This window comes from Acetobacter pasteurianus subsp. pasteurianus LMG 1262 = NBRC 106471, from assembly GCF_000285275.1.
GTDB lineage: Bacteria > Pseudomonadota > Alphaproteobacteria > Acetobacterales > Acetobacteraceae > Acetobacter > Acetobacter pasteurianus.
Map to the genome: position 1 here is coordinate 1 of NZ_CADO01000011.1, position 12,622 is coordinate 12,622.

Below are 12,622 nucleotides of genomic sequence, written 5' to 3' on the forward strand. Positions count from 1 at the left end.
CTGAATTCTACAAAATGACCCGAAATTGCCTCAAGTGTGAGAAATCCGCGACGAGATTGCTGTCAGCAGACAAACCAGCAACACCGTTGGCAACACCAATATCAGTTTTTAAAACTGCGTTACCCACGGCGGCAGTAGCAGCCGCTGCATCGGCAGAAGCCTGTGTTGCTGTGGCATTGGCGTCAGTGGCATTGGTAACGGCCGTGGTAACCGCAGTCGCATTATCCCCAACAACTTTGCCCAGATCGGCAAGCGTCTGGCTGGTCGTGCCGCCCGTGGCAGTTACAGAACAAGCAGAAAGATCAAGGCCCGTAGGTGCGCCGTAAGTTGTAGCCATTGTAAAATTACTCCGAAACGGCGCAAAGCACGCCGACATTATTGATTGTGTTAGGGAAGAAAACGCTGCCGTCTGTCAGAACAATTCCGGTATCGGCATCTACAGACAGGCCAGCAGGCAGAGATGAAGGATTGCTGATGTAGGACGCAGGCGCGACATACACATTCCCGTTCACAGTGAAATCGGCAGGAATAGTGCCCGTAACGCTAGGCCGTGCTACTACAGCAGCGCCCAAAACAGTCAGGTAATCATCATCCTGCATGGCCGTAGCCATTTCAGAAAGCGCAATATCACCTGATAATGTCCGCACTTTTGAGCTTTCGTCCAGCGTTAAAAGTGGTTTGAGTGTGGCTGGCTGCGTCTGTGTGGCAGGTGTAACAGCCAGTGCAGATTGCAAAGCCGTGCCGTCTGTCAGTGCCAGATTGCCGCTTGCATCCAAAGCAGCCACACCATTCGCTTTGCCGCGTGCTGCGTTTACACCATTGGCTGCATTCTCGGTTGCCTGTTCTGCTTGCGCTGCGGCTGTTGCTGCCGCTGTCTGAGCCGAACTTACCGCATCCGACAAACCGATAGTTTCTGAAATACCCTGAGCCAAAACAGAAATCGGAACCTGTTCGGCCTGTGTGGTTCCTGATGATGTAACGACACCCACAAGTGTATCCGTAGCAGATACAGCATTCGCCTGTGGCAAAGACGAAATAGGGGTGCCAGAGGACGTGGTCGTTCCCGACATTATTTACGTTCGTCCAAAAGAACGCCTCCATTTTTGAAATGGGATTCCGAGTGCCAATATGTGACATTATTCGGAAAAATCTTGAATTTTACATCTGGAATGATGTTTTTCATTTCCGAGATGATAAAGCAGAGATAGCAGTGACCACGCAAGAACATAAAAAAACAAAATTAGAACAAATGTTCACGCTATAAAAAGAACATCCGTCCAGGTCTGAAAAATCTGGTTCAGAAGATCTGCGCCGGATGGAGATGTTAAATGCGTGCCATCAGTTGACAGCAGGCGATCTAACGAAATCTGATTGGTATGACTGCGATCTAGGGCCAGAATGGAATTGTCCGGAAGCCGCAATGCATTGGAAATTACAGGATTTCTGTCTGAGAATTCTGTAACTGGGTTGGCAATGCTGGCCACGCCGCTGACAATAGCAATTAAAACATCCTGAGAAATTACACGCCCTTGCTGCGTTGTTATTTCTACATTGACTGTCTGTGTAGTGCCCGGCTCACCTCCACCCAACAAGACGCAAGTCAGACCATCCACAATACTGCACCATGAAACAGATAGGTCTGTGGGGAGCCCTTGTGCCGTTAGAACCGATGCTGAAACATGAAATATGTAATCGTTCGTGCAGCAAAGAATTTCAGATGCATTCAGGGAAAAATCAAAATTCTTCGCACTACTTTTAGGCGCCCATGAAAGAGGGATAATGCTCGCTACGAGCCCCCTCGCCCGCAGGTTTGTAGGCTCCGGTATTACGATAGTTTGCGCCCAAGCAGGCTGCCATATTGGGAACGGGATTGGCGGGGGCATTATGCGTAATACCCATACGATGTGACAGTTACCTCACCCCCAGCAGCCCATGCCCCATTTGTTGGATATTTCGCCCATAGGCGCGCTTGTGTGGCATTTTCGACTTTGCTTGACACAGCATAGACATTTGTTCCGATGCCACATGCTGTCACAAATGAATAGGTAGTCCATCCTGTAGGGATGTTAACTAGCCATCCCTCTGCTGGGCAGGGATTTGGAATTGCCTCAGAAAATACCTGACAGAGCATTCCTTCTGGAAGCGGCAACTTACTTTCAACTGTCGTAATATTTGCTTGCAGAGTATTATCAGCATTGGTGCGGGCCGTAACTTCCGAGCTAATGGCTGCACTGACCATATTTAGAGTTGGGACGGCAAACGAAACCCCGCCTGCCGTCACCTGCACATATGCATCAGGATTATTTTCTGTCCAGTCAACCCCTTGTAAATTGGTTACAGAGGCATTTGATGAACCCGAAGCTGCGGCGAAATAAGCCTGAATGTCTGACAAAAAAACAAACGTATTTGCCCCAGAAGTAACTCGATCCGATTGATTGAACAGCCAAATAAATTGAGAAGCCCCACTTGTGCCGGGGAATATTAAACGTAACGCCCCCGCTGTCGCTGTACCAACATTCTCCTGTACACACATACCGAATTCGCAATTACGGCCAGAAATCACGCAACCGAAATGCGGGCTGGCATTAAACGCGCCCGTTGTGGTCGAAGGATTTATATTTGTAACAAGTTGGTCACCCGTAGAGGTATCGCCCGCCTTCTTCACATATGTAAAAACGGCGATTGCATCAGTCAGTTACCCATCAAACAAAACATTCCAAGTCGCCCCACTAGCCCCAGGCGTTGTGACGTTGCTATCTGCCGTAGAAACCCAGAAGGAACCAGGGGTAGATCCTGACACGATAGCGCCAGCAGGATACCCGCCGATGGCCTGCGCAAAGGTAGTATTGAAAGGGCCAACGTAACCCGCCTGCAAAACCTGAACGGCGCGAGATAGGCGATTCAGAAACCCGTTCATGTCTGCACCACGAGGAGGCGAGCCGCCAGCCGCACGGTCAATAAAGGTCTCTGGGGGGAACCCTAACGCAATACTGGCGCTGCCATCTCCTGCTGTGGCTTGCGTGTCTGGAACAGTTGATACGTTTCCAGATGCCGCTGCTGCCGCAATAAGGGCGTTAAAAAGCCCCAGATCATCAGACTGTTTCATCAGGAAGAACTTTTTATTGAATAGGAGATTGCAACGCCTGCAGGTCGTGGCAGCACGCCAGAATTTTCGATGATTGAAACCTGCACGTCGGTCGGCACAAAATTGAACACGTAAGTCATGCTCATATTGCCGTTGTCCTGCACATAGGCATCCCCCTGCCCCACAAAGAGCGTTGTTAGAATCTTGTTGATTGAGAAGACCGAGCCGTCAGTGATGTTAGCGAGTGCCTTGGCTTTTATGAGCTGGCGATATCCATCATCAGACAAGCTGTAATTGTCTGTCGCTGCATTTCCCGCGAAGAAAGGAGCGCTGTTAAACCCTTCCTCTGTCAGATCATTCGCTTCGGAAAACCCGAAGTATTTACTGGATGTGACCTTGAGAACGCGGCTGACGCCAACAATACGGCCCCATACATCCAGCCCATACCCTTGGGCAGTATCCAAATCCCAGACATCTGCGTACCACGCGTCTATCAAGGTGGACGGATCTAGCGCCTGATTCCAGCCTTCAATCAAAGAGCCAATGGTTGGCGATGATGAATACTGAGACAGTATTGTTTTCTGGACGTTTTGCATGTCACGCGATTGCGACAGTAATGTTCGCCGCTTCTATGGTGGGAATCTGATCGGCCTGCATTTTCAGTGTAAACCCGGCTTGATTGGCCGCTATACCTTTGGTGATTTCAACAATCTGCACCCATGAGCCCAAGGCCGCTATTGGTGCATAATACCGGCTGGCAAAAAGCAAACTGGCAATACGCGCCCGCGTGCCACCATCCCGACCATTGAAAGCGGAAATGATGGCCGCCTGCACATCTCCCGTTGCCGTTGAAGGAACAGAAAAACCTCTTTTAAGATTTACAGCAATGTAAACTGGCGTGGGCGTGGCGCGCGCAAACTGCACCGTATAGCTTGGCTCTGTAGTGTAGCCACTGTTTAGGTCGGTCACGGTCACGCTGCTGGTGCCGGTATAACCACAACCTGGCGGCTTTTTGCTCAGGATGGCGCGCGCAATATCTTCATCCGCTCCGCCATTCACACATACAAACAAGCTAGCCTTGCAGATATGCAATATCATGGGCCTGCGCCCCTCCCCTCCCACAGATAAACGAAATGCTGGCAGGGAAATATTCGATACCAGTTATTCAAACTGCTTTGCGTGTTTGGTACGCTCTTGATGAGTGCAACAGAACCGATGCCGATGACATGATCCTTCTAGAAAAGAATGGGCTCATGACTAGAGAAGTTGTCGAAGACACAAATAATTTTGAAGATTTGGAGACAGGCGAGACAGTTTGGCACTTTAACGCTGCTGGACATGCATTGGCCGCTGCCATCCGCAACCTAGGAACTGCGGCATGAAATATGCATCCCGCAGAGGCCCTTGGGATAGATGGAAGTTTACGAATGAAGATTGGCTTGCCGAAAGCAAAGAGCATCAAGGGGGGGAAGTGGTATGGGGGGCTAGCATGACTGAACGCAAGAAATAGGTATCCGCTCTGGCATGCGCCATATTCAATAAGCATACAGATATAGATGAGTGCATCGCCATTGCTAACAAATACATCCAAGAAGTCGAGGAGCGCGCCCAGGCAGAGTGTGCGGCTGATACGCGGCGGTTGGAGTGGTTGGCAGATATGAAAGTAGGAGTTGAATACAGAAAAGAATTCGGTTGGGGAGTATATGAAATGCCTGAAGGAATGCTTGGAGACGCACCAACCTTACGTGCCGCTATGAAGGGCGGGGAATGACTGACGCACGCATTGAGGCGGCTCTTTCTTGCTGCTGCTTGGAATGAGCCATGCCTGCTCGGTGATCCTATTGCATGCCATAACCTTGATGAGGTGTGCATGCATAAGACCCACCAAGAAAAATATCGCGGCAATGAAAGGTGTTGTTCGAAAGATGATAATTGCCACCCTCCCAGCAGCAGACGCAGCCACAAAATCCCATATCGTGCCACACAACATCCCAGCCGAACGCATGCGAATGGCAAAGAACACCCTATACTGTTGGAAAGGTGGCGCTTTCACCAATGAAGATGCAATCAGTATGATTGTTTGTGGCGTTGCTAATCCGCCATTAAAGGAGGGTAGGAATGGGTGAGACGCTGCCTGATCTTATGACCACAAAAGATGTTCTGACGCGCCTTCTGGAGCATCTAGAGTATAATGGTGGCCCTACGCATAGACGATGGGGAAAGAAGTTTGTTTTCTTCCCCGATGATTACCAAAGACTTATCGAGAGTATGAAATATCCATCAAACTCGTCACGTTCTCCCACACGAAAAATTTTTTTATCAAGGGGACGAGTGGGGGTAAGCGAATACTGGAAAGTACGGGCATAGCAAATCGCCGCCTCGCAGAAGAATATCGGACAAAAAGAGAAGCGGAGTTCTGGCAAGAAAAACTCTATGGAACCCGCGCTGTCATAACCTTTGCCGATGCGGCCACGGCATATACGAAGGATACGCCATGTTCCGCAGCAACAGGGCGTTATGTAGATAGGCTCGTGAAATACTTTGGAGAGACCAAGCTTTCCAGTACCAATAACGCCTCACTTCGAGGGACATATGCCAAAATATTAAAGGCTGAAGAAAGCGCATCTCCATCCACAAAGAAGCAGGCAATCAGAACGCTGTTGCTGGCAATTCTAGAGTTTGGGGCAATACAAGGCTGATGTGATCTACCGGCCCTTGCACTAATCACCATTAAGCGCTTCCTGTTGCCCGAGCAGGCAACGGCACTTGTCCAACACGCAGCTCCCCATTTGCAGCCTTTATTTGTATTTCTGCTGGGAACTGGATGCCGACTATCAGAGGCGTTGGATCTCCAGTGAAAGGATATCAACCTGCACGGGGCGCGTGCTGTTGTCTGGCAAAAGCAAGGTCGCCAGAGGCATGTTGATTTATGCCCGGCCGTAATCCGTTGGCTATCATCTATAAAATGGTGTGACAGCTATGTATTTAGGCCAGAGAAGAAAACCGTGCATGACATCATAACGGGGAACGCTACGATTCCGGGCGCCAGTACGGAGGCCAGATTAAAAGCGGATGAGCGGGCGCTTGCCACCGCGCCGGGTTATCAGGCCGAATTTGGGAATGGGTTCCAAGATGGCGGAAAAAGGCAAAGCAGGCTTTCGTGCCAGAGTTCACACCTCATGACCTGCGCCACACATGGGCATCATGGCATTACTGCGTACACAAGAATCTTCTGCTGCTGAAATCAGATGGAGACTGGTGCAGCATCAATACCGTGACGATATATGCCAAACTCATGCCGCCAGTTTATCGGGAGGATATTATCAAATGGTGGCGGGATGGCCCGCGCATCATTCCGCATCCATAAAAACTAGTAACCACTTCATAACCACACACCGTAAAATAGTGCGTGTAAAAGCGGTTTATCATGTACCGATTTGGATTGAAGATATTTTCTAAATTTTCGAAAAATCCGCAGAAAACTTCTGGTTAGGGATGGTGGGCGCAACAGGGATTGAACCTGTGACCCCTACCATGTCAAGATAGTGCTCTACCGCTGAGCTATGCGCCCATCCGTAACCGTGGGCCGCCTTTTATCCTTCTTGCGTGGCAAACGCAACCCCTTAGAATACCAGCAACATGAAAAACCTTGCCCATTCCCTGCTGCCACGCCATTTGGCACGTTTGCTGGAAAACACATCAGAGGCAGACTTGCCAGATCAGACAAGCCGGGCCATCGCGCCTGCTCCGTTTGTGGTGCAAGGTAGCGTGGGTGCGCCAATTGTGCTGGCCTCCCCTCATTCCGGGCAGTTTTACCCAGAAGCCTTTGTGCAAAACTCCCGCCAGCCTCTTTCTGTCTTACGCAGTGGGGAGGATAGTCATATTCACCTTTTGGCAGAGCAGGCACATGCCTTAGGGCCAGCCTTGCTACATGCCACCTTCCCCCGCGTATTTTGCGATGTAAACCGTGGCGCGTGGGATCTGGATACGCGCATGTTCCATGGCCCCATTCCTGCTTTTGTACGCCCTACAGAACGTGGTCTTGCCGGTCTTGGCTCCATTCCACGTATTGTTGGCAACAGAAAACCTATTTACCGGCATCGCCTGCCTTTTATGGAAGCCGCCCTGCGCATCCGCCATTACTGGATGCCTTACCATGCCATGCTGGCCGATATGCTGGACAAAACACGCGCAAAACACGGCACCTGCCTGCTGCTAGACTTACACTCCATGCCCGATGTGCCTGAAGCGGCAAGCCCGGACTTTGTGCTGGGCGATGCCCACGGCACCACATGCCACCCAGATATTATCAGCACAGCCGAACAGACCTTACAGAGCCTGGGCTTCCGCACCACGCGCAACCAACCTTACGCTGGTGGATATATCACCCGCCATTATGGCAGGCCGCCGCCAAACCCCCCTGCCCCGCCAATTGGCACAGCCGAACAGACCTTACAGAGCCTGGGCTTCCGCACCACGCGCAACCAACCTTACGCTGGTGGATATATCACCCGCCATTATGGCAGGCCGCTGCAAAACCTGCATGCCCTGCAAATTGAAATGCGCAGAAGTTTGTACATGGATGAAGAAACCCATATCTGCCACGCAGGCTTTGCACCGCTTTCCAACGCGCTGGCCACGCTTACGGAAAAGTTTCTGAAACTCTTTCCCGCTTCCCACGGTTTATAGAAAAGAAGCATGCGTATTATCTAACGGAGTGGATATTGAAAACGCAGCGCAACCACCACATCTGATAATCACATAAAAGCAAACAATGCATTACAGGACGTGAACATGACAGAAACAACCCAGAACACCACACCCAATGCCGAAACGCGGGAGTTTAGTGCAGAAGTTGGGCGGATGCTGGATCTGGTTGTCCACTCTCTTTATTCTGAAAGAGAAATCTTCCTGCGTGAACTTGTGGCCAACGCAGCAGATGCCACAGACCGCAGACGATTTGAAGCCCTGACAGATGGCGCTCGTGCCCTGCCAGAAGATGCCAAAATTCATATCAACCCGGATAAAGACGGACGCCTGCTGACCATTACCGATGATGGTTCGGGCATGACCAAGGAAGAACTTATTAACAACCTTGGCACCATTGCACGTTCTGGCACCCGCGCCTTTGGCCAGCAGCTTGAAAACGCCAAACCGGAAGATCGCCCCAGCCTGATCGGTCAGTTCGGTGTGGGCTTTTATGCGGCCTTCATGGTGGCAGATAAAGTGGATGTTGTGTCCCGCCGCGCGGGTTCTGATGAAGCATGGCGCTGGACTTCCGATGGACGTGGATCTTACACGCTAGAACCCGCCACGCGTGATAAGCCGGGCACAGATATCACCCTGCACATCAAATCTGATGCTGAAGAGTTTCTGGACCCCACCCGCCTGCAAACCATTATTCGCAAATGGTCGGACAACATTGCATGGCCAGTTACAATCCTGCATGACGGTAAGGAAGAAACCGCCAATGAAGGTAAAGCACTTTGGCTAAAACCCAAAAGTGAAATTACAGAAGAACAGCTTGAAGAATTCTACCGACACCTGACCCACAACTTCGATAAACCGTGGGATACCCTGCACTGGCGCGCAGAAGGCACCATTGAATTTGCAGCCCTGCTGTTTATCCCTTCCATGCGACCTTTTGAATTTGCGGAACAAACGCGCGAAAGCAAGCTGCGCCTGCATGTGCGCCGCATGTTTATTACTGATGAAGCCGAAATTCTGCCGCCGTGGCTGCGCTTTGTGCAGGGCGTTGTAGATACGGAAGACCTGCCGCTTAACGTTTCGCGCGAAATGTTGCAGGCTACCCCTGTGCTCGCGCGCATTCGCAAGGCTGTCACCAGCAAGGTGATGGGTGAGCTGAAAACCCGCGCCAAGGATGCCGAAAGCTACGCTGCGTTTTGGGAAAATTTTGGCCCGGTGTTGAAAGAAGGCATGTGGGATGACCCAGCGTACCGCACGGAAGTTGCCGCACTCAGCCGCTTCCGCTCCAGCGCTGTAGATGGTCTGACCTCTCTGGATGACTACATCAGCCGCATGAAGCCGGAACAGGATGCCATTTACTATGTAACGGGTGATAGCGCAGAAGTGCTGGCGGCATCTCCGCAGATTGAAGGCTTCAAGGCACGCAGTGTGGAAGTGTTGCTGCTGTCTGACCCGGTTGATTCCTTCTGGCCAGAACGTCTGGGCACGTATGAGGGCAAAGCCCTGCGCAACGTGGCACAGGGTATGACTGATCTGGAAAAATTTGGTGCGCCAGAAGAAACATCTGCCGAAAAGGCAGACATGGAAGCCCTGATTCCAGCCCTGAAAGAAGCACTGGGCGAAGATGTTTCAGACATATGCGCCACAGATCGTCTGGTTTCCAGCGCAATGGTGCTGAGTGCGCCAGAAGGTGGGCCGGATCTGCAACTGCGCAAACTGCTGCAACGCAGCGGGCAGAACATGCCAGAAGCGGCACCCATTCTGGAACTCAACCCGGCACATCCTATCGTGCATACGCTGGCACAAAAGGTAAAAGCTGGTGAAAAAGTGGATGCCTTGGCCCATATTCTGCTGGATGTTGCCAGCATTCAGAATGGTGACACTCCCAAGGATGTAAATGCCTTTTCTCGCCGCCTGATGGAATATCTGGCGCAGGGCACACAGCCAGAAGCCCCCAAGGCCTAAGGCTCGGCTTCACAAAATATTTATATGTTTCAAAAAGGCCCGGTTCTGCCGGGCCTTTCCTTTTTGTAAAACAAGATTTTCAAAAACTATTTTACAACAACAGCGCAGCAAGATCTGACCAATTACAGTAGAAAAGAACTTTTCCCACTCTGGCGCATTCTAGTAGGCAGAACCCGCTATTGCGCTTTTATTACAAAAGATAGCGGCACTTTTTTGAATAAGACCTGTTGTATGGAAAATTTTGAAAGGGCTATCTAAATGTTCTCCACCAAAAAAACAATAATGGCTGCAAGCTGTATTCTGGGGCTCAGTGCCGCAAGTATGGCACACGCACAGACCACACCTTCCCATCTTCCAGCAGGCACCACATTTCCGACCACTCCTGCAGATGCCCTTCCGGTAACAGATCCGGCCCATCCGGCTTCTGCTCCTACAAATGGCGCACAGGTTGTGGGGAATGTTTCGGGCACCTCTACCACAGCCACCCCCGGCGTTTTGGGGGAAGGTGGCCTGCCATCAATAGAAAACGCAAGCACCGGCAACGTGGCGGGGCTGCTTTCCTATTGCGTGCATAAGAATTATGCCTCTGGCACAACACCACGCAGTGTGGCCCGCAATCTTTCCAAACGCTCCGATGTGCGGAACGATCAGGGATATTCTTTAGGGGGGCAAGGGTTGCTACAAAACAGCACATCCAAACCCTTTGATATTGCCACGCTTGAGCTTTCCAAGCGCGTAAAGCTGTGCAGCGACCTTACAAAAAAGGGCCAAAGCCTGACAGACTAATATCCTTCATACATGGGCAGGCCATAGCAGCCTGCCCTACTTTATAAATATGCCAAACCTGCCTCTGCTGGCGTTACTTTTTACTTTCTGCTTTTTTGACATCCTTCCAAATACCATCAAGCATTTCCACGCTTTGGTCTTGCATGGAAAGTCCCTGTTCCGCCAGAACAGCCTCCACACCTTCAAACCTGCGAGTGAATTTGTCACATGCCTGGCGCAAGCAGGCTTCCGGGTCCAGCTTCAGCCTTCGTGCCAGACTGGCAATAGAAAACAGAACATCGCCCAGTTCATCCTGCATGCGCTCACGATTACCGGCTTCCAGTTCAACAGAAAACTCTTCAATCTCTTCATGAACCTTGGCCACCACGCCAGAAATATCTGGCCAGTCAAACCCCACACGTGCAGCCCGCGCAGCCAGTTTGGAGGCACGTAATAATGCAGGCAATGCTGGCGGCACTCCCGCCAAGGCACCCGGTATAGCTGCCCCTTTACCAGTTTGCCCGGCACTACGTTGCCGTTCCTGCGCCTTCAACGTCTCCCATTGGCCGGGAATGTCCTGCTTTGGTTGCGGCGTATCCGCTACGGCATGGTCTTCCAGCACATCGGCTCCAAACACCACATGGGGGTGGCGGCGGATCATCTTTTCCGTAATCATGCGGGCTACGGTTGCAAAATCAAACCGCCCCTCTTCCTGCGCAAGCTGGGCTTGATATACAACCTGTAGCAGCAGGTCTCCCAATTCATCGGGAAACGCATTCCAATCTTTTTTCTGGATGGCATCCAGCACTTCATACGCTTCTTCAATGGCGTAGGGTGCTATGGTTTCATGCGTTTGCTCTCTGTCCCATGGGCAACCCTCCTTGGGGTCTCGCAAACGGGCCATAAGGGCGAGCAGACGTTGCAATTCGTATGCTGCTTGCGGGCTATTGCCCTGTTGTGCGCTTTTTGTTGGTTGGCGGGATGCGGGGGAAGTGGTCATGCTTGTTTCTGCCTTTGGTTTGCATACATACACCGCTACCCGGTGCAAAAAGATATAATGGCATTTTGCCATAAACAGCCGTGCCGTCTATGCGGCAGCACCCAGAAAGCCTAATCTGCCGCCAGAACCAGAATGAGGTAAGGCATGACACAGAAACCCGTAGTCTTTATTGATGGTGAAGCCGGCACAACAGGGCTTGAAATTCGCGAACGCCTTGCCCCTTTGCCTGTCACGCTCCATTCCGTAGAACACGCACACCGCAAGGACCCAGCCGCCCGTAAGGAAGCCATGCAGGCGGCCGATCTGGTTGTGCTGTGCCTGCCTGATGATGCCTCCCGCGAGGCTGTTGAAATGGCCGCAGGCCTAGGCGATGCCGCACCCCGCATTCTGGATGCCAGCACGGCTTTCCGCACAGCACCCGGTTGGGTTTATGGCTTTCCCGAACTGGAAGTTGGACAGGCTGAGGCTATTGCCATTGCCCCCCGCGTAGCCAACCCCGGCTGTTACCCCACAGGTGCCATTGCCCTGTTGCGCCCGTTGGTGGATGCCGGTGTGATGGATGCGCGCTACCCGGTGTGTATTAACGCTATTAGCGGATACTCCGGCGGTGGCCGCAGCATGATAGAAGCGCATGAGCGCGATGGTGGCCCTGCATTTGAGCTGTATGGCCTGAAGCTTGAGCACAAGCACGTGCCCGAAATTCATCAACATGCGGGGCTTAAGCGCAGGCCGGTTTTTGTGCCTTCTGTTGGGCATTTTGCGCGCGGCATGATTGTGTCCATCCCGCTGCATTTGGATGATCTGAACGGAAACGTGAGCGGGGAAGACCTGCACAACATTCTGGAAAAACGCTACGCAGGGCAAGACCATGTACGTGTGCTGGCCGCAGAGCCAAAACTTTCTGCCGAAGCCCTTGCGGGAAGCGACAGAATGGAACTGCGCGTGCATGCCAATACCCAGAACCGACAGGCACTGCTTACCGCCCGTTTGGATAATCTGGGCAAAGGGGCATCTGGCGCTGCGTTGCAGAATATCCGGCTGATGCTGGGCCTGAACGCCGCCTAAACTCTGCCCCGCCCACGCAAAATAGAAGAAAGGTT

14 protein-coding genes and 1 tRNA gene are annotated in these 12,622 nt (G+C 51.8%); 6 read left to right on the forward strand and 9 right to left on the reverse strand.

Annotated features, from left to right (window positions below; translation table 11 throughout):
• Positions 1–7: 7 nt before the first annotated feature.
• The 7 genes from APA10_RS03455 to APA10_RS03485 form a co-directional block, all read right to left on the reverse strand.
• Positions 8–337 carry a hypothetical protein gene (locus APA10_RS03455; RefSeq protein ID WP_050998007.1) on the reverse strand — a complete coding sequence of 110 codons (330 nt, stop codon included), beginning with the start codon at positions 335–337 and terminating at the stop codon, positions 8–10.
• Between the two features lie 7 nt (positions 338–344).
• Positions 345–1,070, reverse strand: coding sequence for a hypothetical protein (locus tag APA10_RS03460; protein WP_035367320.1), 726 nt, complete (start codon positions 1,068–1,070; stop codon positions 345–347).
• A gap of 183 nt (positions 1,071–1,253) precedes the next feature.
• Positions 1,254–1,883: a phage fiber-tail adaptor protein gene (locus APA10_RS15620; RefSeq protein WP_456304105.1), complete on the reverse strand. Its 630-nt coding sequence runs from the start codon at positions 1,881–1,883 to the stop codon at positions 1,254–1,256.
• Complete coding sequence (locus tag APA10_RS03470; RefSeq protein ID WP_124326499.1) at positions 1,883–2,563, reverse strand: hypothetical protein; 681 nt, start codon at positions 2,561–2,563, stop codon at positions 1,883–1,885. Before APA10_RS03470 ends, APA10_RS15620 begins: the two co-directional genes overlap by 1 nt.
• 132 nt (positions 2,564–2,695) lie before the next feature.
• Positions 2,696–3,106 carry a hypothetical protein gene (locus APA10_RS03475; protein ID WP_003631221.1) on the reverse strand — a complete coding sequence of 137 codons (411 nt, stop codon included), beginning with the start codon at positions 3,104–3,106 and terminating at the stop codon, positions 2,696–2,698.
• On the reverse strand, positions 3,106–3,681 hold the full coding sequence (locus tag APA10_RS03480; RefSeq protein ID WP_035366721.1) for a DUF2612 domain-containing protein: 576 nt from the start codon (positions 3,679–3,681) through the stop codon (positions 3,106–3,108). Before APA10_RS03480 ends, APA10_RS03475 begins: the two co-directional genes overlap by 1 nt.
• A 1-nt stretch (position 3,682) precedes the next feature.
• A complete protein-coding gene (locus APA10_RS03485; protein WP_174714284.1) occupies positions 3,683–4,183 on the reverse strand; it encodes a hypothetical protein in 501 nt (166 codons plus the stop codon).
• 35 nt (positions 4,184–4,218) lie between these two features.
• Between APA10_RS03485 and APA10_RS03490 the strand changes: the two genes are divergently transcribed.
• Both APA10_RS03490 and APA10_RS03500 read left to right on the forward strand, forming a co-directional pair.
• The gene (locus APA10_RS03490) at positions 4,219–4,467 is read left to right on the forward strand and encodes a hypothetical protein (protein WP_035366720.1); all 249 of its coding nucleotides are present in this window, start codon (positions 4,219–4,221) and stop codon (positions 4,465–4,467) included.
• Positions 4,468–6,245: 1,778 nt separating this feature from the next.
• Positions 6,246–6,452 (forward strand): tyrosine-type recombinase/integrase, encoded by a 207-nt coding sequence (locus tag APA10_RS03500; protein WP_003629769.1) that lies wholly within the window; start codon positions 6,246–6,248, stop codon positions 6,450–6,452.
• A 129-nt stretch (positions 6,453–6,581) separates the two neighbouring features.
• Here APA10_RS03500 and APA10_RS03505 read toward each other — a convergent pair.
• Positions 6,582–6,656 (reverse strand) — tRNA-Val (locus APA10_RS03505).
• 68 nt (positions 6,657–6,724) lie between these two features.
• On the opposite strand from APA10_RS03505, the gene APA10_RS03510 reads away from it, so the two are divergent.
• The 3 genes from APA10_RS03510 to APA10_RS03520 all read left to right on the forward strand — a co-directional run bounded on the left by APA10_RS03510 (position 6,725) and on the right by APA10_RS03520 (position 10,543).
• On the forward strand, positions 6,725–7,774 hold the full coding sequence (locus APA10_RS03510) for an N-formylglutamate amidohydrolase (protein ID WP_050998009.1): 1,050 nt from the start codon (positions 6,725–6,727) through the stop codon (positions 7,772–7,774).
• Positions 7,775–7,879: 105 nt separating this feature from the next.
• Positions 7,880–9,757, forward strand: coding sequence for a molecular chaperone HtpG (gene htpG, locus APA10_RS03515; protein WP_035365847.1), 1,878 nt, complete (start codon positions 7,880–7,882; stop codon positions 9,755–9,757).
• Positions 9,758–10,015: 258 nt separating this feature from the next.
• A complete protein-coding gene (locus APA10_RS03520; protein WP_003629766.1) occupies positions 10,016–10,543 on the forward strand; it encodes a DUF2501 domain-containing protein in 528 nt (175 codons plus the stop codon).
• A gap of 73 nt (positions 10,544–10,616) precedes the next feature.
• On the opposite strand, the gene mazG is transcribed toward APA10_RS03520, so the two are convergent.
• On the reverse strand, positions 10,617–11,594 hold the full coding sequence (gene mazG / locus APA10_RS03525) for a nucleoside triphosphate pyrophosphohydrolase (RefSeq protein ID WP_035365846.1): 978 nt from the start codon (positions 11,592–11,594) through the stop codon (positions 10,617–10,619).
• Positions 11,595–11,666: 72 nt separating this feature from the next.
• Here mazG and argC point away from each other — a divergent pair, with 72 nt between their 5' ends.
• Complete coding sequence (argC, locus tag APA10_RS03530; RefSeq protein ID WP_003629761.1) at positions 11,667–12,587, forward strand: N-acetyl-gamma-glutamyl-phosphate reductase; 921 nt, start codon at positions 11,667–11,669, stop codon at positions 12,585–12,587.
• The last annotated feature ends 35 nt before the right edge of the window (positions 12,588–12,622 follow it).